General features: G+C 72.9%; 21 protein-coding genes. 18 read left to right on the top strand and 3 right to left on the bottom strand.

What is annotated here, in order from left to right:
* Nucleotides 1-83 precede the first annotated feature (83 nt).
* The 10 genes from pgsA to QCD66_RS24745 all read left to right on the top strand — a co-directional run bounded on the left by pgsA (nt 84) and on the right by QCD66_RS24745 (nt 9,668).
* Nucleotides 84-719: a phosphatidylinositol phosphate synthase gene (pgsA, locus tag QCD66_RS24790; RefSeq protein ID WP_375736546.1), complete on the top strand. Its 636-nt coding sequence runs from the start codon at nt 84-86 to the stop codon at nt 717-719.
* Nucleotides 716-1,684, top strand: a complete 969-nt coding sequence (locus QCD66_RS24785; protein WP_364207419.1) for a phosphatidylinositol mannoside acyltransferase — start codon at nt 716-718, stop codon at nt 1,682-1,684. The genes pgsA and QCD66_RS24785 overlap by 4 nt, the downstream gene beginning before the upstream one ends.
* A gap of 43 nt (nt 1,685-1,727) precedes the next feature.
* On the top strand, nt 1,728-2,882 hold the full coding sequence (locus tag QCD66_RS24780; protein WP_364207624.1) for a glycosyltransferase family 4 protein: 1,155 nt from the start codon (nt 1,728-1,730) through the stop codon (nt 2,880-2,882).
* Between the two features lie 54 nt (nt 2,883-2,936).
* Nucleotides 2,937-3,431, top strand: a complete 495-nt coding sequence (locus tag QCD66_RS24775; protein WP_357539941.1) for a hypothetical protein — start codon at nt 2,937-2,939, stop codon at nt 3,429-3,431.
* 171 nt (nt 3,432-3,602) lie between these two features.
* Entirely contained in the window at nt 3,603-4,520 is a 918-nt protein-coding gene (pdxS, locus tag QCD66_RS24770) for a pyridoxal 5'-phosphate synthase lyase subunit PdxS (protein WP_375736547.1), read from the top strand.
* A complete protein-coding gene (gene pdxT, locus QCD66_RS24765) occupies nt 4,517-5,125 on the top strand; it encodes a pyridoxal 5'-phosphate synthase glutaminase subunit PdxT (protein WP_375736548.1) in 609 nt (202 codons plus the stop codon). The genes pdxS and pdxT overlap by 4 nt, the downstream gene beginning before the upstream one ends.
* Nucleotides 5,126-5,311: 186 nt before the next feature.
* Nucleotides 5,312-6,061, top strand: a complete 750-nt coding sequence (locus QCD66_RS24760) for a YebC/PmpR family DNA-binding transcriptional regulator (protein WP_357539946.1) — start codon at nt 5,312-5,314, stop codon at nt 6,059-6,061.
* A gap of 12 nt (nt 6,062-6,073) precedes the next feature.
* Entirely contained in the window at nt 6,074-7,108 is a 1,035-nt protein-coding gene (locus tag QCD66_RS24755; RefSeq protein ID WP_375736549.1) for an aminotransferase class V-fold PLP-dependent enzyme, read from the top strand.
* Nucleotides 7,109-7,400: 292 nt separating this feature from the next.
* Nucleotides 7,401-8,957 (top strand): MFS transporter, encoded by a 1,557-nt coding sequence (locus QCD66_RS24750; protein ID WP_407566797.1) that lies wholly within the window; start codon nt 7,401-7,403, stop codon nt 8,955-8,957.
* A 12-nt stretch (nt 8,958-8,969) separates the two neighbouring features.
* A complete protein-coding gene (locus QCD66_RS24745) occupies nt 8,970-9,668 on the top strand; it encodes a TetR/AcrR family transcriptional regulator (protein WP_375736551.1) in 699 nt (232 codons plus the stop codon).
* 62 nt (nt 9,669-9,730) lie between these two features.
* On the opposite strand, the gene QCD66_RS24740 is transcribed toward QCD66_RS24745, so the two are convergent.
* From QCD66_RS24740 to QCD66_RS24730, 3 genes are all read right to left on the bottom strand, one after another.
* On the bottom strand, nt 9,731-11,650 hold the full coding sequence (locus tag QCD66_RS24740; protein WP_375736868.1) for a helix-turn-helix domain-containing protein: 1,920 nt from the start codon (nt 11,648-11,650) through the stop codon (nt 9,731-9,733).
* Between the two features lie 18 nt (nt 11,651-11,668).
* On the bottom strand, nt 11,669-12,451 hold the full coding sequence (locus tag QCD66_RS24735; protein ID WP_364207431.1) for a 3-hydroxybutyrate dehydrogenase: 783 nt from the start codon (nt 12,449-12,451) through the stop codon (nt 11,669-11,671).
* A gap of 67 nt (nt 12,452-12,518) precedes the next feature.
* Nucleotides 12,519-12,860 (bottom strand): cupin domain-containing protein, encoded by a 342-nt coding sequence (locus QCD66_RS24730; RefSeq protein WP_357539958.1) that lies wholly within the window; start codon nt 12,858-12,860, stop codon nt 12,519-12,521.
* Nucleotides 12,861-13,138: 278 nt separating this feature from the next.
* Here QCD66_RS24730 and ruvC point away from each other — a divergent pair, with 278 nt between their 5' ends.
* The 8 genes from ruvC (at nt 13,139) to QCD66_RS24690 (ending at nt 23,094) form a co-directional block, all read left to right on the top strand.
* The gene (ruvC, locus tag QCD66_RS24725) at nt 13,139-13,669 is read left to right on the top strand and encodes a crossover junction endodeoxyribonuclease RuvC (RefSeq protein WP_212817100.1); all 531 of its coding nucleotides are present in this window, start codon (nt 13,139-13,141) and stop codon (nt 13,667-13,669) included.
* The gene (gene ruvA, locus QCD66_RS24720; RefSeq protein ID WP_364207434.1) at nt 13,666-14,268 is read left to right on the top strand and encodes a Holliday junction branch migration protein RuvA; all 603 of its coding nucleotides are present in this window, start codon (nt 13,666-13,668) and stop codon (nt 14,266-14,268) included. The genes ruvC and ruvA overlap by 4 nt, the downstream gene beginning before the upstream one ends.
* A 4-nt stretch (nt 14,269-14,272) precedes the next feature.
* On the top strand, nt 14,273-15,337 hold the full coding sequence (ruvB, locus tag QCD66_RS24715) for a Holliday junction branch migration DNA helicase RuvB (protein ID WP_364207436.1): 1,065 nt from the start codon (nt 14,273-14,275) through the stop codon (nt 15,335-15,337).
* 179 nt (nt 15,338-15,516) lie between these two features.
* Complete coding sequence (gene yajC, locus QCD66_RS24710) at nt 15,517-15,849, top strand: preprotein translocase subunit YajC (protein WP_364207438.1); 333 nt, start codon at nt 15,517-15,519, stop codon at nt 15,847-15,849.
* A gap of 171 nt (nt 15,850-16,020) precedes the next feature.
* Nucleotides 16,021-17,922, top strand: a complete 1,902-nt coding sequence (secD, locus tag QCD66_RS24705; RefSeq protein WP_375736867.1) for a protein translocase subunit SecD — start codon at nt 16,021-16,023, stop codon at nt 17,920-17,922.
* 81 nt (nt 17,923-18,003) lie between these two features.
* On the top strand, nt 18,004-19,224 hold the full coding sequence (secF, locus tag QCD66_RS24700; RefSeq protein ID WP_364207442.1) for a protein translocase subunit SecF: 1,221 nt from the start codon (nt 18,004-18,006) through the stop codon (nt 19,222-19,224).
* Between the two features lie 258 nt (nt 19,225-19,482).
* Nucleotides 19,483-20,001 (top strand): adenine phosphoribosyltransferase, encoded by a 519-nt coding sequence (locus QCD66_RS24695; RefSeq protein ID WP_364207625.1) that lies wholly within the window; start codon nt 19,483-19,485, stop codon nt 19,999-20,001.
* A gap of 651 nt (nt 20,002-20,652) precedes the next feature.
* A complete protein-coding gene (locus QCD66_RS24690; RefSeq protein ID WP_407567257.1) occupies nt 20,653-23,094 on the top strand; it encodes a RelA/SpoT family protein in 2,442 nt (813 codons plus the stop codon).
* The last annotated feature ends 63 nt before the right edge of the window (nt 23,095-23,157 follow it).

Below are 23,157 nucleotides of genomic sequence, written 5' to 3'. Positions count from 1 at the left end.
GGGGTGTAATCAACCCCGACGCGCGAAGTGGACGCCCCCGGCCGCACCACGGCGCAACCGCGGACCGTTACTGTGGGACCGCCATGGCGAAGATCTTCCAAGTGACCGCGCGTGCGGGCATGACCCGTGTCATCGAGCCGATCGCCCGCACCCTGCTGCGCTGGGGGGTGACCCCGAACGCGGTGACGGTGACCGGCACAGCCGGCGTGCTGGTCGGCGCGCTCGGGTTCGGGGCCCGCGGCCACCTGGTGGCCGGTGCCCTGATCGTGACCGTCTTCGCGTTGACCGACCTCCTCGACGGGACGATGGCCCGGATGCGTGGCGGGTCGACCCGGTTCGGCGCGTTCCTCGACTCGAGCATGGACCGCGTCGCCGACGGCGCGGTCTTCGGCGCGGTCGCCTACTGGCTGGCGACGCAGGGCGACCACTGGGGCGTGGTGGCGGCGCTGATCTGCCTGGTCGGCGGCGGCCTGGTGTCGTACGTCAAGGCCCGCGCCGAGGGGCTGGGCCTGACCGCCAACGTCGGGATCGCCGAGCGCACCGAACGCCTGATCATCGTCGGTGTCGGCGGCCTGCTCAGCGGGCTGGTCGTGCCGTGGGGGCTGACCGCGGCGCTGTGGTTCCTCGCCGCGCTGTCGCTGTTCACCGCCGGCCAGCGGATCGTCCACGTGTACCGGCAGGCGAGGCTGGCCGACGAGGGCGCGGACGTGAGCGGGTGAACCTCGTCGAGTTCGGCTACGCCGCCGCCTGGCGTCTGGTGCGGATGCTGCCGGCGCCGGTCGCGGCCGGCCTGTCCCGGGCCGGCGCGGACCGCGCCCACCGGAGGGGCGGGCGGGGTACGGTCCGGTTGAGGGCCAACCTGCGCCGGGTGGTCGGCCCGGCGATGCCGGAGGCGGAACTGGACGAGCTGGTCCGCGACGGGCTGCGGTCCTACGCCCGCTACTGGGTGGAGATGTTCCGTCTGCCCTCGCTGTCGCGCGAGGCGGTGCTGGCCGGGTTCCGGCTCGACGGCGAGGAACTGCTCGCCGCCGACGTGGCGGCCGGTCGGGGCGCCGTGGTGGCGCTGCCGCACGCCGGCAACTGGGATCTGGCCGGGGCCTGGGTCGCGGCGAAGGGCTGGCCGATGACGACGGTGATGGAGCGCCTGAAGCCGGAGGGGGTCTTCGAGCGGTTCGTCGCCTTCCGGCAGGGGATCGGGATGGGGATCATCCCGCTCACCGGCGGGCAGAAGCCGCCGTTCGGCGTTCTCGAGGAGAAGATCGGGCAGGGGCACGTGGTGCCGCTGCTGGCCGACCGGGACATGTCGGCGCGTGGCGTCGAGGTCGACTTCTTCGACGGCCGCACCCGGATGCCGGCCGGGCCGGCGCTGCTGGCGCTGCGTACCGGGGCGCCGCTCTACGTGGCCTCGATGTGGTTCGAGGACGGGATCGCGCGGGCGGCGCTGGACGGCCCGCTGGAGATCCCGGACCCGGACGGCGCACCGCTCGACCAGCGGGTGCGGGCGCTGACCCAGCAGGTCGCCGACCGCCTGGCGGCCGGCATCGCCCGCCATCCGCGGGACTGGCACATGCTCCAGAGGATGTGGCTGGACCAGCCGGCGCGACCCGCGCCCACGGCGACGGACGCGTCATCCGCAGCCAGTCGCAGGGGTGGCAGCGGCCCCGCGGCGACGACGACACCGTAAGGGGAGTGGGAGCGTGCGGCTGGCGGGATCCGGGGGCGGCAGGCTGCGCATCGGCATCGTCTGCCCGTACTCGTTCGACGTGCCGGGCGGCGTGCAGAACCACGTCATGGACCTCGCCGAGGCGCTGATCGGGCTGGGGCACGAGGTGAGCGTGCTCGCCCCGGCCGACGACGATTCGCCGTTGCCGCCGTACGTGGTGCCGGCCGGCCGGTCGGTGCCGTTCCCGTACAACGGTTCGGTGGCCCGGATCACGTTCGGCCCGGTTTCCACCGCCCGGGTACGGCGTTGGCTGGCCCGGGGCGAGTTCGACATCCTGCACGTGCACGAGCCGTTCGTGCTGAGTGTGTCGCTGCTGGCGGTGTTGTCGGCGCGCGGGCCGGTGGTGGCGACGTTCCACACCGCGATGACCCGGTCCCGGGCGCTGGCCGCGGCGCAGGGGATGCTGCAACTGGTGCTGGAGCGGATCACCGCCCGGATCGCGGTCAGCGAGCTGGCCCGCAAGGTCCAGGTCGAGCATCTCGGCGGCGGCGCGGTCGAGATCCCGAACGGGGTGGCGGTGGCGAAGTTCGCCGGGGTGGAGCCGCTGCCCGGCTGGCCCGGCCCGTGCGCCGTCGGGTCCGGCGGCACCCTGGGGTTCCTGGGCCGGTTCACCGAGCCCCGCAAGGGCTTCCCGGTGCTGCGGGACGCGTTCGTGTCGCTGGCCCGCCGCCGGCCCGGCCTGCGGCTGCTGGTCGCCGGCCCGGGTGACGCCGACGAACTGCTCGGCGAGATCCCGGCCGACCTGCGTGACCAGGTGGTTTTCCTGGGGCTGGTCTCCGAGCCGGACAAGGCCCGGATGCTGCGCAGCGTCGACCTGTACGTGGCGCCGAACATCGGCGGCGAGTCGTTCGGCATGATCCTGACCGAGGCGATGGCGGCCGGCGCGGCGGTGGTGGCCAGCGATCTGGACGCGTTCCGGCGGGTGCTCGACGGCGGTCGGGCCGGGCGGCTGTTCCCGACCGGTGACGCGGACGCGCTCGCCGACGCGATGGCCGAACTGCTCGACGACCCGGACCGCCGGGCCGCGCTGGCGGCGTGCGCGCAGCAGGTCGCGGCGACCTTCGACTGGCCGGTCGTCGCGCGGCGGGTGCTGGAGGTCTACGCGACCGCGATCGAGGCGACGGACGGCCGGGTGATGCACGAGGAGTGGGCCGGCTGACTCTGCCGGCGGACGGGCCGTCGCCGGGTACCCGGTCGGTCGTACGATGCCGGGATGCGGTGGGTGATCGGTGGCGTCGTCGCCCTGGTGCTGGTCTCGGCTTACCTGACCTGGACGGCGGCCCGCGTCGAGCGACTGCACCTGCGGGTGGTGGCGGCGACCCGGGCCCTGGAGGCGCATCTGCTGCGCCGGGCCGCGGCGGCGGCGGTGCTCGACGACGAGCGCTACCCGTTCGAGGTGTACGCGGCGGCGAGGATCGCGCTGGACGCCTCCGACGAGGACCGTGAGGTGGCCGAGAACGACCTGACCCGCCAGTTGCGGGCCACGACGCTGCCGGACGACGATCCGCAGGCCCAGGCCGTGATCGTCGCGAGCCGGCGGCTCGCGGTGGCCCGCCAGGTGCACACCGACCTCGTACGCGACGCGCTGGCGGCGCGCCGCCGGCCGATCGTCCGGTTGCTGCGGATGGCGCGGCGGCACCCGCAGCCGGCGTACTTCGACATCGACGATCCGACCATCAACGCCCACACCGACCTTCCGGTGCCCTGAACCCCCGGTCCGGCCTGATCTTCGTGTTCGGGCTGGAACGGTGAGGCGGGCCACAGGGCAGGCCACCGGTGGGTCGATTGGCTGTCGGCCGGCACCCGCGCGCGGCGTAGCATCGCAGCCAGTTCACTTTTGGGTAACAATCCGCCACCGCCGTGCGAGGAGTCGAACGCCGTGTCCGAGTCCGCTGTCCCCACCAGCACCGCCCCCGCAGTCACCGGCACCGCCCGCGTCAAGCGCGGCATGGCCGAGATGCTCAAGGGTGGCGTGATCATGGATGTGGTCACCCCCGAACAGGCGAAGATCGCCGAGGATGCCGGCGCGGTCGCGGTCATGGCGCTGGAGCGCGTACCGGCCGACATCCGCGCCCAGGGCGGCGTGTCCCGGATGAGCGACCCGGACATGATCGACGGCATCATCAACGCCGTCTCGATCCCGGTGATGGCCAAGGCCCGCATCGGCCACTTCGTCGAGGCGCAGGTGTTGCAGGCGCTCGGCGTCGACTACGTCGACGAGTCCGAGGTGCTCACCCCGGCCGACTACGCCAACCACATCGACAAGTGGGCGTTCACCGTGCCGTTCGTCTGCGGTGCCACCAACCTGGGCGAGGCGCTGCGCCGGATCACCGAGGGCGCGGCGATGATCCGCTCCAAGGGGGAGGCCGGCACCGGCGACGTCTCCAACGCCACCACCCACATGCGCAGGATCGGTGGCGAGATCCGCCGGCTGACCTCGCTGTCGCCCGACGAGCTGTACGTCGCCGCCAAGGAGCTGCAGGCACCGTACGACCTGGTCAAGGAGGTCGCCGAGGCCGGCAAGCTGCCGGTGGTGCTGTTCACCGCGGGCGGCATCGCGACCCCCGCCGACGCGGCGATGATGATGCAGCTCGGCGCCGAGGGCGTCTTCGTCGGCTCCGGCATCTTCAAGTCCGGCAACCCGGCGCAGCGGGCCGCCGCCATCGTCAAGGCCACCACGTTCCACGACGACCCCGACGTGCTCGCCAAGGTGTCGCGCGGGCTCGGCGAGGCGATGGTCGGCATCAACGTCGACGACATCCCGGTGCCGCACCGGCTCGCGGAGCGCGGCTGGTGACCGGCGGCCCGAGGATCGGCGTACTGGCGCTGCAGGGCGACGTACGCGAGCACGTCCGGGCGCTGACCGAGGCCGGCGCCACCGCCGGCCCGGTTCGCCGCCCGCACGAACTCGACGCGGTCGACGCGCTGGTGGTTCCCGGCGGCGAGTCGACCACGATGAGCAAGCTGGCGATCGAGTTCGGCCTGCTCGACCCGGTCCGCAAGCGGGTCGCGGACGGCATGCCCGTCTACGGCTCCTGCGCCGGCATGATCATGCTGGCGACCACGGTGCTCGACGGCCGGCCCGACCAGCGCGGCTTCGACGGCATCGAGATGACCGTACGGCGCAACGCGTTCGGCCGGCAGGTCGACTCCTTCGAGGGGCCGGTCGAGATCGCCGGCATCGACGGCGGCCCGTTCCACGCGGTGTTCATCCGCGCTCCGTGGGTCGAGTCGGTCGGCGCCGGGGTCGAGGTGCTGGGCCGGGTCGCCGACGGCAGCCCGCGGGGGCGGATCGTGGCGGTCCGGCAGGGTTCCCTGCTCGCCACCTCGTTCCACCCCGAGCTGACCGGTGACCTGCGCGTACACCGCTTCTTCGTCGATCTGGTCCGGGCCGGCGCCTGACCGCCCGCCGCCCCGTGACACGCCCGCCGGGTGCGGCGCCGGTAGGATTGGCGCGATTCGGTAGCGGCAGGCCGCTCGCAGCGGTTGGCGACCCCGACCCCAGGGGGTTCGCCCGCGGCGGTTCGCCCGGGGATGGCGCGCGACGGTGGCTGGCGCGGTGGGTTGGGGTATCGACGGAGGTCACGTATGTCCGGTCACTCAAAGTGGGCGACGACCAAGCACAAGAAGGCGGTCATCGACGCCAAGCGCGGCAAGATGTTCGCCAAGCTCATCAAGAACGTCGAGGTCGCGGCGCGGACCGGCGGCGGCGACCCGGCCGGTAACCCCACCCTGTTCGACGCCATCCAGAAGGCCAAGAAGAACTCGGTACCCAACGACAACATCGAGCGCGCCGTCAAGCGCGGCTCCGGCCTGGAGGCCGGCGGCGCCGACTGGCAGACCATCATGTACGAGGGCTACGGCCCGAACGGCGTCGCCCTGCTGATCGAGTGCCTGACCGACAACCGCAACCGGGCCGCCACCGAGGTCCGCACCGCGCTGACCCGCAACGGCGGCTCGTTCGCCGACGCCGGCTCGGTGTCCTACCTGTTCAACCGCAAGGGCGTGGTGATCGTGCCGAGCGAGGGGCGGTCCGAGGACGACGTGCTGATGGCCGTCCTCGACGCCGGTGCCGAAGAGGTCAACAACCTCGGCGAGGCATACGAGGTGATCTCCGAGCCGGGTGACCTGGTCGCGGTCCGGACCGCGTTGCAGGACGCCGGTATCGAGTACGAGTCGGCCGAGTCGTCGCTGGTGCCGAGCGTCAACGTGCCCCTCGACGAGGACGGTGCCCGCAAGGTCTTCAAGCTGATCGACGCCCTCGAGGACTGCGACGACGTGCAGAACGTCTACGCCAACTTCGACGTCTCCGACGAGGTCATGGCCGCGGTCGGCTGACGGGACCGGACCATGGACCTGGCGACGGCCCGCGAACTGTGGCAGCCCGAGCCGGGCTGGCTCAACACGGCCAGCTACGGACTGCCGCCGCGGCCGGCCTGGGACGCGATGCAGGCGGCGCTCGCCGACTGGCGGGTGGGCCGCACGTCGTGGGAAGGCTGGGACGAGTCGGTCGGCCGGTCCAGGGCCGCCTTCGCCGGACTCGTCGGGGTGCCCGCCGCGGACGTGACCGTCGGGGCCGCCGCGTCGCAGGTGCTGGCCCCGCTCGCGGCGGCGCTGCCGGACGGCGCCCGGGTGCTGGTGCCCGTCGAGGAGTTCACCTCCAACCTGTTCCCCTACCTGGCGCAGGCCGGGCGGGGAGTGCGGGTCCGCACCGTACCGGCCGCCGAACTCGCCGGTTCCGTCGACGCGTCGACCGACGTGGTCGCGTTCAGCCTGGTGCAGTCCGCGACCGGGGCCGTCGCCGCGTACGACGAGATCGTGGCCGCGGCCCGGGCGCACGGCGCGCTGGTCGTCGTCGACGCGACCCAGGGCTGTGGCTGGCTGCCGTTCTCGGGCGCCGCCGCCGACGCCGTGGTGGTCAGCGCCTACAAGTGGCTGATGGCGCCACGGGGCGTCGCGTTCGGCTACTTCGCTCCCGGGTTGCGCGAGCGGATGACCCCGTCGGCCGCCGGCTGGTACGCCGGGGCGGCGGTCCACGAGTCCTATTACGGCCCGCCGCTGCGGCTGGCGTCCGACGCCCGCCGGTTCGACATCTCACCGGCCTGGCTGAACTGGGTCGGCGCCGCGCCCGCACTGGAGTTGCTGGCGGAGATCGGGGTGGCGGCGGTGCACGCGTACGACGTGGACCTGGCCAACCGGTTCCTGGTCGGCCTCGGCCGCCCGCCGGGGGACAGCGCGATCGTGACCGTCGACGTACCGGGCGCGCAGGAGCGGCTGGCGGCGGCCGGGGTGCGCGCGGCGGTCCGTGGCGGCCGGGTCCGCGCCTCGTTCCACCTCTACTCCACCGTGGACGACGTCGACCTCGCCCTGTCCGCCCTGACCTGACGGTCTCCGCGCCCGGGTGCCGGCCACCCGCCGTCCGCCGGCGGGCCGAATTGTCGGAGTTGCCAGTGGGCTCGTCGTTGATCTGAGCGCCAGAGCCCTTATCCGCCAGCCGTAGGGTCCCTCCCGCCCAGATCAATCTCGTGTGCCGGCGCCGCTGGCGCCGTCTGGCGCGCCGTGTGGTGCCGGCGCGGGTGAGCGCGGACACAATCGAAACGGTACCGTTCCGTATCGCTGGGCCCAGACCTACGCTGATCGCGTTACGAGACTGTTCCGTATCGTTTTTGGGGGGCACATGCGACCGGACGAGAACAGCGGACATCCCAGGCGGTGGGCGATCCTCGGCGTGCTCGTGGTCAGCCTGCTGGTCGTCGTACTCGACAACACGATCCTCAACGTCGCCCTGCGCACCCTCGCCGACCCGGTCCGCGGCCTCGGCGCCACCCAGGGCGAACTCGAATGGTCGATCAACTCGTACACCCTGGTCTTCGCCGGGCTGCTGTTCACCTTCGGTGTCCTCGGCGACCGCTACGGCCGCAAGCGGTTCCTGCTCCTCGGGCTGGCCGTGTTCGGGCTGGGCTCGCTGCTGTCGGCGTACGCCCGGGACCCCGGCCAGTTGATCGCCGCCCGGGCGCTGATGGGCGTGGGCGGCGCCGCCATCATGCCGGTCACCCTCTCGATCATCTCGAACGTCTTCGACCCCCGCGAACGGCCGCGCGCGATCGGCCTGTGGGCCGGCGCGGTCGGCATCGCCGTCGCCATCGGCCCGATCCTCGGCGGGCTGCTGCTGGAGCACTTCTGGTGGGGCTCGGTGTTCCTGATCAACGTGCCGGTCACCGCCGCCGGCCTGATCGCCGTGGCGCTGCTGGTGCCCGAGTCGCGCGATCCCCGGCCGGGGCGGATCGACGTACCCGGCGTGCTCCTGTCGGTCGCCGGCCTGGTCACGCTGACGTACGGCATCATCGACGGCGGCGAGCACGGCTTCGGCCGGCCGGTCGTGTGGATCTCCCTCGTCGGCGGCGTGCTGCTGCTGACCGCGTTCGTCCTGCACGAGCGGCGTACGCCGTTCCCGGCGCTGGACGTACGCCTGTTCCGGGTGGCGCGCTTCGCCGCGCCGACGGCCGTGGTGGGGCTGGTCTGGTTCGCCAGCATGGGCGTGATGTTCTTCAGCGCCTTCTACCTCCAGCTCGTACGCGGCTACAGCCCGCTGATGACCGGACTGCTCTTCCTGCCGTTCGCCGTCGCCCAACTGGTCTTCGCCCCGCGCAGCGCCGCGATGGTCGCCCGGTACGGCGCCCGCGCCGTCTGCGCCACCGGGCTCGGCCTGGTCGCGCTCGCCATGGCCGGGTTCGTCCTCCTCGACGAACGGACCCCGATCTGGCTGTTCAGCGTGCTCTTCCTCCTCCAGGGCGCCGGGATGGCCAACATCATGCCGCCGGCCACTGAATCGATCATGTCGGCGCTGCCCCGGGAGAAGGCCGGGGTCGGCTCGGCGGTCAGCAACACCGTGCGGCAGGTGGCCGGCGCCCTCGGCGTCGCCGTCGTCGGCTCCGTCCTGGCCGGGATCTACCGGGCCGAGATCGCCCCGGCCGCCGCCGACCTGCCGGCCGGCGTACGGGACGCGGTCACCGGGTCGATCTCCGGCGCGTACGGCGTCGCCGACCGACTCGGCGCGGCCGGCGGCGCGGTGACCGCCGCGGCCGACGCCGCCTTCGTCTCGGCGATGCACGTGGCGGCCGTCGTCTCGGCCGTGGCCGCCGTGCTCGGCGTCGTCGCCGCACTGCGCTGGATCCCGGGCCGCCGGGTCGAGCCGGGGCCGGCCGGTGACCAGGAACTCGTCGACGTGTCCTAGGCTCGGCACTCGATGCCCGCTCCGATGCCCGACGACCGCGCCGCCGCCCGGCACCCCGACCGTTCCGGAACCGCCCGGCAACCCGACCGGCCCGGGACCGCCCGGCCACCGGGCCGGCCGCGCAGCAGCCGCGCCGACGAGGCCATCGTCGAGGCGGTCCTCGACCTGCTCGCCGAGGGTGGCAGCGTCGAGACGCTGTCGGTCGAGGCGGTCGCCGCCCGGGCCGGCGTCGGCAAGGCCACCATCTACCGCCGCTGGCCGGGCAAGGACGCGCTGCTGGTCGACGCGCTGCGCACGCTCAAGGGGGCGCCGGCCGAGCCGGTCGGCGACTCGGTCCGCGACGACGTGGTGTCGCTGCTGGAGGTCGTCGGCCAGCACACCGACGAGCGGGCGGCGCGGATCATGACCTGCCTGGCGCCGCAGTTCCACCGCACCCCGGAGCAGGACCGGCTCTACCAGGAGATCATGGAGCCGCGCCGCGAGGTGCTGCGCCGGGTGCTGCGCCGCGGCGTCGCCACCGGCGAGCTGCGCCCCGATCTCGACGTCGAGCTGACCGTGGCGATGCTGACCGGACCGGTCCTGCTGCACCGGGTCGTCCGGCCGCTGCCGAACCTCGACGACACCGACCTCGCCGTACGGGTCGTCGACACCCTCCTGGCCGGCATCGCCGGTCCGGCCGCCGGCCGGCCGGGGCCGCCCGCCGGCGCCTGACGATCCGCGCGGCCCGCCGGGCGCGGTGCCGCGCGGGCCGCCCCGGCACCGGCCGCCGACGGTCAGTTCGTCGGGGTACGCAGCCGGTGCAGGCGCAGCGCCAACTGCACCTCCAGCGCCCGCTCGGGCCGCTGCCAGTCCGGCCCGAGGAGCTGCCCCACCCGGTCCAGCCGCTGCGTCACCGTGTTGACGTGCACGTGTAACTGCTCGGCCGCGCGGGCCAGGCTGCCACCCACCCCGAAGTACGCCTCCAGCGTCTTGACCAGCGCCGTACCCCGGCGGGCGTCGTAGTCGACGACCGGGCCGACGGTGTCGGTCAGGAACCGGGTCACGTCCCGGTCGGCGTCGTCGCCGACGGCGCCGAGCAGCAGCCCGACGAAGCCCAGCTCACTGGTGCTCGCCCCCTGCCCGGCCCGGCCGAGCGCGGCCAGGGCGGTCAGGCACCGGTCGGCCTCGCGGAACGCCACCGCCAGCGACGCCGGCCCGGTCGACGGGCCGCTCGCCCCGGCCGTCACCGGCCGCCCGGTGATCCGGGACAGGTCGCGGGCCACCGCCCGGGCGCAGCCGCCGGCGTCGCTACCGGGCAGCATCAGCACCACCCGCCCGTCGCGGGCCGCGGCCAGCCCGCCGCGGGTCGACGCGTACGTCGTCGCCCACGACACCACCCGCTGCCGGGCCGACCCGGTGCCGGCGATCGCGTCGTCGCCGACGGCGACCAGCACGTGCGGGTCGTCGAGGTCCACACCGAGGCGGCGGGCCCGGCCGCGCAGCGCCTCGGCGTCGTGCACCGGCCGGGCGATCAGGTCGTCGAGCAGTTCGCCGCGGACCCGGCTCTCCGCCTCGGCGACGGTGCGCCGGAAGAGCAGCAGCAGCGCGGTCACCAGCGCCGCCCGCTCCAGGATCCGCTGGTCGGCGTCGACGAGTTCGCTGTCGGGACGCAGCACCAGGGCGCCGAGGTTCTCGGTGCCGGCGACGACGGCCGCGTACCACAGTGGACCCCGGCGGACGCTGCGTCCCTCGGTGCGCGACGCGGCGACCGCCTCCACGATCGACGGCCGGTCCGGCTCGTCGATCCGGCCGACCCGGGCGATCTGCCGGCCGTCGGCGTCCAGGGCGAGCAGCGCCCCGCCGAGTACGTCGGTGACGGCCGCGGCCACGTCCTCGACCCCGCCGCCGCGCAGCACCAGCGACGTCATCCGGTCGTGCGCGGCGGCGGCCCGCTCCACCGACGCGCTGTGCGCGCGGATGGTGGAGTTGGCCGTCGACAGCTCCTCCAGCGCGGCCCGGGTCTCGGCGAGCAGCCGGGCGGTGTCGATCGCGACGGCGGCGTGCGCGGCCAGCGACACCAGCAGCGCCACCTCCTCGCGGGCGAACGGCCGCGCGGTGCGGTTGGCGGCGTAGAGCACCCCGATCACCCCGGAGCCGAGCCGCAGCGGTACGCCGAGGATGGCGACCAGGCCCTCCTCGCCGACCCCGGCGTCGATCTCGCCGGTGTGCCGGAACCGGGCGTCCTGCCCGTAGTCGGCGGTCACGTACGGGGTGCCGGACTGCGCCACCAGGCCGCCGAGGCCGGCGCCCATCGGCAGCCGCAGCCGCTGGAAGCGCGCCGACACCGAACCGTCGGTGACCCGCATGTAGGTGTCGCCGCGGTCGGGGTCGTTGAGCGTCATGTAGGCCACGTCGGCGCCGAGCAGGTGCCGGGCCCGGCGCACGATGGCGTGTAACACCGCGTCGACGTCGCGCAACCCGGCCAGGTCGGAGGCGGTGTCGTAGAGGCCGGACAGCTCCACCTCGCGCCGGCGGCGGCGCTCCAGCAGGCCGCGTACCCGCAGCGCGACGAGCTTGGCGGCCTCCAGGTCGGCGAGCCGGTCGGCGGGCAGCCCGGCCTCGCGGGCGGCCACGACCGGTCCCTCGAACTCGACCGCCGCGGCCTCGCGGGCCAGCAGTTCCAGGAACTCGATCGGCGAGGTCATGATCCCCATTGTGGTGGACCGGCCGACTCAGTTCGCCGTCCAGCCCCCGTCGAGCGCCAGGGAACTGCCGGTGATGAACGAGGCGGCCGGGGTGCACAGGTAGGCCATCAGCTCGGCGACCTCCTCCGGTTCGACCAGCCGCTTGATCGCCGCCCGGGCCAGCATGATCCGCTCGACGACCTCGGTCTCCGGGATGCCGTGGCTGCGGGCCTGGGCGGCGATCTGGCCCTCGACCAGCGGGGTACGGACGTACCCGGGGTTGATGCAGTTGGCGGTCACCCCGTGCGCGGCGGCCTCCAGCGCGACGACCTTGGACAGCCCCTCCAGCGCGTGCTTGGCCGTCACGTACGCCGACTTGTACGCCGAGGCCCGCAGCCCGTGCACCGAAGAGATGTTGATCACGCGGCCCCAGCCGGTGGCGTACATGTGCGGCAGGGCCCGGCGGACCAGCAGGAACGGCGCCTCGACCATCACCTTCTGGATGTAGGCGAACCGTTCGGCCGGAAACTCCTCGACCGGGGCGACGTGCTGCAGGCCGGCGTTGTTGACCACGATGTCGATGGCGGGGTCGAGCCGGTCGACGGCACCGGGCTCGGCGAGGTCGATCCCCTCGGCGCGGCCGCCGGTCAGCGCCGCGACCTCCTTGGCCGCCTCGACGTTGCGGTCCACCACGACCACCGCCGCCCCGGCGGCGGCCAGCCGTACGGCGCACGCCCGGCCGATGCCGCTGCCGCCCCCGGTCACCAGGGCGGTACGCCCCGACAGGTCGAGCTGCACGGTGTGGGGGACCGCCACGGGTTCTGCCGTCATGGCGCATGAAGTTACGAGCATCACGCCCGGCGGCACATGGGCGGCGGGCACATACTCGGCGCCGAACCTATGTGGCCGCCTGCCCGCGAAGCCCTTCGGCGGGACCGAAGAAGACCAGCACCGTCAGGTCCTCGGTCACGTCGACGAACCGGTGCTCCTCGCCGGCCGGCACGAACACCACCGACCCCGGACCCACCGGTGCCGCCCCGTCCGGCGTGACCAGCCGGGCGCGGCCCGCGGTCACCACGTACACCTCGTCCTCGGTGTGCGGGTTCTGCCCGTCCGTCCCGCCCGCCGGGATCCGGTACGTACCCAGCGACATGTCCGGAACCCGCAGGTGCTCCTCGTACCGGCTGGACGTTCCGTCCGCCGGCGGCACCCACCGGCCGGCCCCCTCGATCACGTGCATGACGGCGTCGCCTCCCCGTTCCTGTTCATGATCGGTACGGTAGGGCGGCGCCCGGCCGGGCACGACGGCCAACCGGCGACCGGTGGCCTGTGGCGGGTGTGTCGCCGCACGGTGGTGTCGTACGCACGCAGTAGGGTGTCGAACACACGTACTGCCGGAGGTGGGTCCCGAGCCGGGGCCGGCGGGGGACAAGCGGGCGTGCGGGTGGGTGCGGGCGCATAGGTCGATGCGGGCGCACGGGTGAGTGCGGGCGCGACGGTAGAGCGGGGAGGAAACCGGTGCGGGTGCTCGGCGTCGACCCGGGGCTGACCCGGTGCGGAGTCGGCGTGGTCGAGGGGGTGCCCGGCCGGCCGTGCACCCTGGTCGGCTACTACGTGGTCCACACCGATCCCGGCGACGACCTGTCGCTGCGCCTGCTGCACCTCGACCGGGCACTGACCGACCTGGTCGCCGAGCACCGGCCGCAGAGCGTCGCCGTGGAGCGGGTCTTCAGCCAGCACAACACCCGCACCGTGATGGGCACCGCCCAGGCCAGCGCCGTCGCCGTCCTGGCCGGGGCACGGGCCGGCCTGCCCGTGCAGACCTACACGCCGAGCGAGGTCAAGGCCGCCGTCACCGGCTCCGGCCAGGCCGACAAGGCCCAGGTCACCACCATGGTCACCCGGCTGCTGCGGCTGGACGCGCCGCCCCGACCGGCCGACGCCGCCGACGCGCTGGCGCTGGCCATCTGTCACGTCTGGCGCGGCGGGACGCGGTCCCGGCTCGCCGCCGCCGCGGCCCAGGCCGCCCGCAGGGGAGGAACCCGATGATCGCGAGTGTCCAGGGCGTCGTCGCCGCCGTGTCGCCCGACGGGGCGGTGGTCGAGGTGGGCGGGGTCGGGCTCGCCGTGCAGTGCGCCCCCGGCACCCTGGCCAACCTGCGGGTCGGGCAGCCGGCCCGGCTGGCCACCAGCCTGGTCGTACGCGAGGACTCGCTGACGCTGTACGGCTTCGCCGACGACGAGGAGAAGCAGCTCTTCGAACTGCTCCAGACCGCCAGCGGCGTGGGCCCCCGGCTGGCCCAGGCGGTGCTGGCCGTGCACAGCCCCGACACCGTGCGGCGGGCCATCGGCGGCGGCGACACCGCCACCCTGACCAAGGTGCCGGGCATCGGCAAGAAGGGCGCCGAACGGCTGGTCCTGGAGTTGCGCGACCGGATCGGCCCGGTCCCGGTCGGCGCGGACGGCGCGGCCGGGGTGACCGCTGGGGCCTGGCACGACCAGGTCCGCCAGGCGCTGGTCGGTCTCGGCTGGACCGCTTCCCAGGCCGACCAGGCGGTCACGGCGGTCGCCGAGACCGTCGACGGCCCGACCCCGCCGGTGCCTGTCCTGCTCAAGCAGGCCATCCGCCTGCTGGGCCGGACCAGGTGACCCGATGAGCGACGCCGAGGGGCTGGTGTCGGCGTGGGCGACCGACGCCGAGCGTGACGCCGAGGTCAGCGTCCGCCCGAAGCGGCTGGCCGACTTCATCGCCCAGCACCGGGTCCGCGACCAGCTCGAACTGCTGCTCAAGAGCGCCATGCGCCGGGGCTCGCCGCCCGACCACATCCTGCTGTCCGGGCCGCCCGGGCTGGGCAAGACGACGCTGGCCAACATCGTCGCGGCCGAGCTGGGTTCCGGCATCCGGATCACCAGCGGCCCGGCGATCGAGCGCTCCGGTGACCTGGCGGCGATCCTGACCAGCCTCACCGAGGGCGACGTCCTGTTCATCGACGAGATCCACCGGATCGCCAAGCCGGCCGAGGAACTGCTCTACAGCGCCATGGAGGACTTCCGGGTCGACGTGGTGGTCGGCAAGGGTCCGGGCGCGACCGCGATCCCGCTGGACGTGGAGCCGTTCACGCTGGTCGGCGCCACCACCCGGTCCGGCCTGCTGACCGGCCCGATGCGCGACCGGTTCGGGTTCGTCGCCCACCTCGACTTCTACTCGCCGGCCGACCTGGAGGCGCTGTTGCAGCGGTCGGCCCGGATCCTCGGGGTGCCGATCACCGACGACGCCGCGGCCGAGGTGGCGGGCCGGTCCCGGGGCACGCCGCGGATCGCCAACCGGCTGCTGCGCCGGGTCCGTGACTTCGCCGAGGTACGCGCCGACGGTGTGGTCACCCTGGAGACCGCCCGCGCCGCCCTCCAGGTCTACGACGTCGACGACCTGGGCCTGGACCGGCTCGACCGGGGCGTGCTGACCGCGCTCGTCGACCTCTTCCGGGGTGGTCCGGTCGGCCTGTCGACGCTGGCCGTCGCGGTCGGGGAGCAGCCCGACACGGTCGAAGAGGTGTGCGAACCGTTCCTCGTCCGGGCCGGCCTGCTGGCGCGTACGCCACGCGGCCGGGTGGCCACCGAGGCGGCCTGGAGGCATCTCGGGCGTACGCCGCCGCCGGGTTCCTTCGGGGCGCCGCCCCAGTCCGGGCCCGACCTTTTCAGCTCCGGCCAGCAGGCGTGATGTGTTCGTGATCTGCACCAAGTTCGGTGTTTACAGGCACAGCGACTAGACTCGCCGCGGTCCGCACAGGATGTGAAGTCATTCCTCCGCTCCGGCGCCCCCACGCTGGTGGTCGAGGCCAATGGGAAGGTCGTAGCGTGCATTTGGCAGCAGAGTCCGGCGGTGGCGCCGGCAGTTTCATGCCGATCCTGATGATCGCCCTGCTTTTCGGCGTCATGTATTTCATGATGATCCGTCCGCAGCAGAAGCGGCGCAAAGAGGCTGAGCAGATGCAGTCCGCGCTCGGCCCCGGCGATCAGGTCGTGACCATCGGCGGCCTGCACGGCACCGTGGCGGCCGTCGACGACGACACCGTCACCCTCGAGCCGTCGCCCGGCGTGCAGCTCCGCTTCGCCCGTCCGGCGATCGCCCGCGTGGTGAACAGCGCCGACCGGCCGGAGGAGATCGAGGAGACGCCGGAGCCCGAGGCCGAGAACACGGCCAGCACCGGACCGGATCTCCGCAAGGAGTGACCCGCGACCCCGCTGACGGGGTCGCGAGAACATCGAAGATACTGGATAATCGCGCCGGTCGGCCTGCTGGCCGGCGCGCAAGATACCCGTCGCCGGCCAGGGTGTGCCGGCGCGCCACCACCCGCCGCCCACCACACTCAGCGGCCGACCGCGCAGGGAGACACGACAGCCGTGGCACCACCTCAGGGACAGATGCGGCCCGGGCGGCAACTCGCCGTGCTCGGCCTCATCTTCGCCATTCTCTATCTCCTGGTGTTCTTCGCTGGCGCGAGCGGAGGTCTGAAGGAGCGGCTGGAGCCCCGGCTGGGGCTCGACCTCATCGGCGGCACCCGCGTGACGCTCGAGGCGATCACCCCGGACGGCCAGGACCCGCCGGCGGAGAACCTCGAAGAGGCCCGCAACATCATCGAGAGCCGGGTCAACAGCCTCGGTGTCTCCGAGGCCGAGGTGGTCACCGAGGGTAACCGCAACATCGTCGTCTCCCTGCCCGGCCAGAACCGCGATCTGTCCGAGGTCGGGGCAGCGGCCGAGCTGCGGTTCCGCAAGGTCCTCAAGGTCACCGACGGCGGTGGCGGCACCTCGGCGCCGGCGCCGAGCGGCACCCCGACCCCGAGCGGCTCGGCCGAACCGGCCCCGTCCGGCTCCGCCGACCCGTCGGTATCGGCGTCGCCGTCCGCGTCGGCCAGCGCCGCCGGCCAGGGCGGCATGGCCCCCGCGCCGAGCGCGTCGGCCACCCCGTCGGCGGAGGCGACCCCCGAGCCCACCCCGGCCGCCTCCGGGCCCTCGGTCGAGGAGGCCGAGACCAACGAGGAACTGCTCGCCGCGGTGCGGGCCAAGCTCGGCGCGAACTCCTGGGCCGCCGCGGAGCAGCTCCAGGCGCCGGCCCAGCTCGGCCAGGACGAGGTCCTCGACGCCGCCCTCGCGCCGTTCGCCCAGCTGACCGGCCGCGAGGTCGGGGTGCTGCCGCCGGCCTTCCAGTTCAACGTGCCGACCATCGGCTGTCTGCAGCTGGCCGACCGGCTGCCCGGCTCCATCCGGGCCGAGGGGGAGCAGGCGGTGGCCTGCGAGGGGCAGGTCAAGTACCTGCTCGACGTGGCCAAGGTGCTCGGCACCGACGTCAACGACGCCAACGCCGTTCTCGACCAGACCACCAGCCAGTGGGTGGTCAGCCTGAACTTCACCGGCGGCGGCCAGAGCAAGTGGACCAACCTGACCCGCGAGGCGTTCAACAACGAGGGCCAGGCCTGCGAGCAGGCCGCGCTCGGCCAGGACGGCAAGTGCCGGGTCGCGGTCGTGCTCGACAACGACGTCATCTCCTCGCCGGAGATCCAGGGCGTGCTGACCGGCGACTCGCAGATCACCGGCCAGTTCACCAGCCGCGACGCCAACGAACTGGCCAGCAACCTGCGCTTCGGCGCCCTGCCGATGACCTTCGAGCAGCAGGAGGCGCAGGCCGTCTCCGCGACGCTGGGCAGCGAATACCTGCGCGCCGGTCTGCTCGCCATGGGCATCGGCATGGCCCTGGTCGCGATCTACGCGTTCTTCTACTACCGGCTGCTCGGCACCGTGATCTTCCTGAGCCTCATCCTGTCGGCGCTGCTGGTCTTCGGCGCGCTGATCGTGCTCGGCCGGCAGATCGGCTTCACCCTGACCCTCGCCGGTATCGCCGGGTTCATCGTCTCGTTGGGTGTCGCCGCCGACTCGTTCGTCATCTACTTCGAACGATTGAAGGACGAGATCCGGGAGGGCCGCAGCCCGCGCAGCGCGGTGCCGCGCGCCTGGGTCCGGGCCCGCCGGACGATCATCTCGGCCAACGTGATCACGATCCTCGCCGCGGTGGTGCTCTACATCGTCTCGGTCGGTGTGGTGAAGGGCTTCGCCTTCGCGTTGGGCCTGGCCACCATCCTCGACCTGGTCGTGGTCTTCCTCTTCCGGCACCCGATCATGACGATGTTCGCCCGGACCAAGGCGTTCCTGTCGCCACGGGTCAGCGGTCTCGGTCGGATCCTGGACCAGGACGACGAGGCGGAGCAGCCGGTCAAGCCCGGCGCCCCGCGCACCAAGGAGGCCTGACGTGTACGGGCCCAGCGAGCGAACCATCCAGGTCAGTGCCGCCGTGCCGAAGGCCGGTGCAGAACGAAACGAGGTAGCGGCATGAGCGGCCGCAATGGTCTGGCAAGCCGCCTCTACCGGGGCGAGGCCGGCCTCAACATCGTCAACCGCCGCAAGGTGTGGTTCTCGGTCGCCGGCGCACTCGTCCTCGTGGCGGTCCTGAGCTTCGCGTTCCGCGGCTTCAGCCTCGGCATCGACTTCCGGGGCGGCAACGAGTTCCAGATCCCGGCCAGCATCGGCACCATGGAGCGGGCCGAGACCGCGGTCGAGGACGCCCTGGGCAGCCTCGACGGAAACGATGAGGCGCGCGAGGTCGTCTCGGTCCAGCAGGTCGGCAACGCGACCACCGGCTCCTACCTGATCCGCACCGGTGAGCTGACGCCGGCGAACTCCCAGGAGGTCCAGGACATCCTGGCCGAGGAGTTCAGCCTGCCGGCCGGTGAGATCAGCTCCAGCCGGGTCAGCGGCGCCTGGGGCGCCCAGGTGAGCGAGCGGGCACTGCTCGGTCTGCTGGTCTTCATCGCGGTCGTCACGGTCTACCTGATCCTGCGGTTCGAGTGGCGGATGGCGATCGCCGCCGTCAGCTCGCTGCTGCTCGACCTGATCCTGACCGCGGGTGTCTACTCGCTGGTCGGCTTCGAGGTCACCCCGTCGACGATCATCGGCTTCCTGACCATCATCGGTTTCGCGCTGTACGACGTCGTCGTGGTGTTCGACAAGGTCCACGAGAACACGCGCGGCATCACCGGCGGCAGCAGCAGGACGTACGCCGAGTCGACCAACCTGGCGGTCAACCAGACCCTGATGCGGTCGATCAACACCAGCGTGGTGGCCCTGCTGCCCGTCGGTGGTCTGCTCTTCATCGGGGCCGGCCTGCTCGGCGCCGGCACGCTGAAGGACCTCGGTCTGGTGCTCTTCGTCGGTATGGCGGTCGCCGTCTACTCGTCGCTCTTCTTCGCCCCGCCGGTCCTGGTGACCTTCAAGGACTACGAGCCGAAGATCCGGGCGCACACCGAGCGGGTTCTCTCCCGTCGGGCCGCCGTCGCCCGCGGCGACGTGAGCCCGAAGGGTGCCGGCCGCGCGGCCAAGAGCGCGAAGACCTCGGCGGCGGTCGCGCCGGCCGAGGAGACCGAGGTGGCCGCCCTGGCCGGGGCGGCGCCGAAGGCGGGCGCCCGGCCGGCGGGCAAGCGGTCCTCCGGTGGGGGAGGACGCGCCGGCGGCCGTCCCGGTGGCGGCAACCGCCCCGGTGGCAAGCGCCGCTGACCCACGCACCAGAACTGAAACCGGCGTCCGGCATGCTGTCTCGTACGGCGTGCCGGACGCCGTTCTCGATGCCAGAGGGGGCGCTGTGACCGAGCGGAGCGAGGGAACCATTGGGCTCAGTGGTGTTCACGGTGGTGCCGAGCGAAGCGAGGTGACGCCGTGACCGAGCGGAGTGAGGGAACTGTCAGGCTCGGCGGCGCGGCCGCTGACGCGGTGGCGCGGGCCGGCACCGAGCTGCGGGGCGACAGTGGCCCGGAGATGGCGCGCCTGGTGGCGAGCCGGGTCCTGGACGTACCCGACTTTCCCAAGCCGGACGTCCTCTTCAAGGACCTGATGCCGCTTTTCGCCGACGGTGCCGCCTTCCGCGAGGTCGTCGACGGCATCGTCGCCTACCACGGCCGGGACTCCTTCGACGTCGTGGTCGGCATCGAGGCCCGCGGCTTCGTGGTGGCGGCGGCGATCGCGTACGCGGCGGGCACCGGTGTCGTACCGGTGCGCAAGGCGGGCAAGCTGCCCCGGGCCGCGTACGCCGAGTCGTACGCCCTGGAGTACGGGGAGGCGACGCTGGAGGTGCACCAGGACGCGTTCGCCGCCGGGCAGCGGGTTCTGGTCGTCGACGACGTGCTGGCGACCGGCGGTACGGCGCGGGCGACCCTCGATCTGGTGGAGCGGGCCGGTGGCACGATCGCCGGGTTCACCGTGCTGTTGGAGTTGTCGTTTCTCGGCGGCCGGGAGCGGTTGTCTCCCCGGGCGGTCCATGCCCTGCTGACGGTCTGATCCCATCGGGTGCCCGTACGGCGGAAGTGTCCCCGGGCGCCCGACCCGCTGGCCGAGCGAACGGCGTCGGGTCTCCCGGACGGGTAGGATGGGCCTTCTGACCAGGTGGGGAGTGATCTGTCTGGCCAGGAGCAGGTGGGCGGTCAGTCAGGACCGGGCGGGAAGTTGGCCAGGACCGGGCGGGAACCGTTCCACCCGGCTAGCGGAGGAAGGCACCGGCCGGTTACGGTCGGCTGATTCGGGCTGGTCGGCCGGATACCCGGCTGGCTCATTTTCCGGCGAGGTGTGAGGAGGCCGGTGTCCCACGACGTCGCCCCTTCGGTGGAGGACACGGTGCACCCGACTGGCGAGGACAACGCCGCCGCAAACGGATCGGGCGAGGTGGGCCAGGTGGCCGCCCCGGCCGACGAATTCGAACTGTCATCTGGGCGGGCGCCGCGTGGCGCGGCGTCCGACCGGACCACGGGCCGGGCCGACGGCGAGGCCCTGACGAACGGCCACGGGCCGGCGGCCGACGTGTCGGCGGGCCGTGGCCCGGCCGCCGGTGCGCTGTCCGGCACCGCCGTGCCCGCCGGCACGCGTTCCGGTGCCGTTCCGTCCCCGGCCTCGACGGCGAACCCCACCGGCCGGGCGGCCAACGGCACCGGCCAGGTGGCCAACGGCACCGGGCCGGCGGGCAACACCCCGGCCGCCAACGGCGCGGGCCGCAACGGCGGCGCGGACCGGTCGGCCGGCGACCCGGCCGGCGGGGTCGTGGTGGCCTTCCCGACCCCGGGCACGTCGCCCGGTCCGGCGACCGACGACCCGGAGTCGCAGTCGTCGAGCTTCGGCCTGGTCGGCGCGCCCACCGGCCGGCGGGTCCGGGCCCGGCTGGCCCGGTTCAACGCGCCGTGGCAGACACCCCAGGTGAGCGAGGTGCTGGAGCCGCTCATCGCCACCCACCGGGCGTCGCATCCCAAGGCCGACGCCCGGCTGCTCCAGCGCGCCTTCGACATGGCCGCCCGCTGGCACTCCGGGCAGTACCGCAAGTCCGGTGACCCGTACATCACGCACCCGCTCGCGGTGGCGACGATCCTGGCCAACCTGGGCATGGACACGACCACGCTCGTCGCGGCGCTGCTGCACGACACGATCGAGGACACCGACTACGGCCTCGACCAGATGCGGGCCGACTTCGGCGGCGAGGTGGCGCTGCTGGTCGACGGGGTGACCAAGCTCGACAAGGTCAAGCTCGGCGACGCGGCGAAGGCCGAGACCATCCGCAAGATGGTGGTCGCGATGGCCAAGGACCCCCGGGTGCTGGTCATCAAGCTCGCCGACCGGCTGCACAACATGCGCACGCTGACCTTCCTGCCCCGGCCGAAGCAGGAGCAGAAGGCGAAGGAGACGCTGGAGATCCTCGCCCCGCTGGCCCACCGGCTGGGTATGAACACGATCAAGTGGGAGCTCGAGGACCTGGCGTTCGGCACGCTGTTCCCGAAGCGGTTCGAGGAGATCAACCGGCTGATCGGCGAGCACCAGCCGCAGCGGGAGGCGCTGCTGCGCCAGGTGACGCAGAAGGTACAGGTCGACCTGAAGGCCGCCAAGATCAAGGCGGAGACGACCGGGCGGCCCAAGCACCTCTACTCGATCTACCAGAAGATGATCGTCCGGGGTCGGGACTTCAACGACATCTACGACCTGGTCGGGGTCCGCATCCTGGTCGACACGGTCCGCGACTGCTACGCGGCCCTCGGTGTGATCCACGCGAACTGGCAGCCTGTGCCGGGCCGGTTCAAGGACTACATCGCGATGCCGAAGTTCAACATGTACCAGTCGCTGCACACCACCGTGATCGGCCCGACCGGCAAGCCGGTCGAGATGCAGATCCGGACGTACGCGATGCACCGCACCGCCGAGTTCGGCATCGCCGCGCACTGGAAGTACAAGGAGAAGAAGGGCGCGACGATCGTCGGCCCGCCGGCGCACATCGACGAGATGACCTGGCTGCGGCAGCTGCTGGACTGGCAGCGGGAGGCGAGTGACCCGAGCGAGTTCCTCGACGCGCTGCGGTTCGACCTGTCCAGCCAGGAGGTCTACGTCTTCACGCCGAAGGGCGACGTGATTCCGCTGCCGACCGCGTCGACGCCGGTCGACTTCGCGTACGCGGTGCACACCGAGGTCGGGCACAAGTGCATCGGGGCGCGGGTCAACGGCAAGCTCGTGCCGCTGGAGTCGACGCTGTCCAACGGCGACGTGATCGAGATCTTCACCTCGAAGTCCGACACCGCCGGCCCGACCCAGGACTGGCTCGGGTTCGTCAAGAGCCCGCGGGCGCGTACGAAGATCCGGCAGTTCTTCAACAAGGAGCGCCGCGAGGAGGCGATCGAGGCCGGCAAGGACGCGATCGTCAAGGCGATGCGCAAGCAGGGCATGCCGTTGCAGCGGATGCTCAGCTCCGACAACCTGATGACGATCGCCCGCGACCTGCACCTGCCCGACGTGGCGTCGCTGTACGCGGCGGTCGGCGACAGCCAGGTGTCGGCGCAGTCGGTCGTCCAGCGGTTGATGGCCGGCTACGGCGGCGAGGAGGGCGCGGCCGAGGACCTGGCCGAGACCGCGATCGCCACCCGCCCGCCGCGCAGTCGGGTCACCGGCCACGACCCGGGTGTGGTCGTACGCGGGGTCAGCGACGTCTGGATCAAGCTGGCCCGGTGCTGCACGCCCGTACCGCCGGACGCGGTCTTCGGGTTCGTGACCCGGTCCGGCGGGGTCAGCGTGCACCGCGACGACTGCGCCAACGCCGAGGACCTGAAGGTCCAGGAGGAGCGGATCGTCGAGGTGAGCTGGAAGCTGACCTCGGCGTCGACGTTCCTGGTCGCGATCCAGGTCGAGGCGCTCGACCGGCACAAGCTGCTCGCCGACGTCACCCGAGTGCTGTCCGAGGAGCGGGTCAACATCCTGTCCGCGACGGTCACCACGACCCGCGACCGGGTGGCGGTCAGCCGGTTCAGCTTCGAGATGGCCGATCCGAAGCACCTGGGACACCTGCTGGCGGCCGTACGCAAGGTCGACGGGGTCTTCGACGCCTACCGGGTCACGTCGGGCGCCTGAGGCCGTCTGGCGGCCGGCGCCGACCTGACCGGAACGATCCGGCGGGCGCCGACCCGGCGGAAA

The organism is Polymorphospora sp. A560 (assembly GCF_045781765.1).
GTDB lineage: Bacteria > Actinomycetota > Actinomycetes > Mycobacteriales > Micromonosporaceae > Polymorphospora > Polymorphospora lycopeni.
This window is presented reverse-complemented; position numbering and strand designations above follow the sequence as displayed.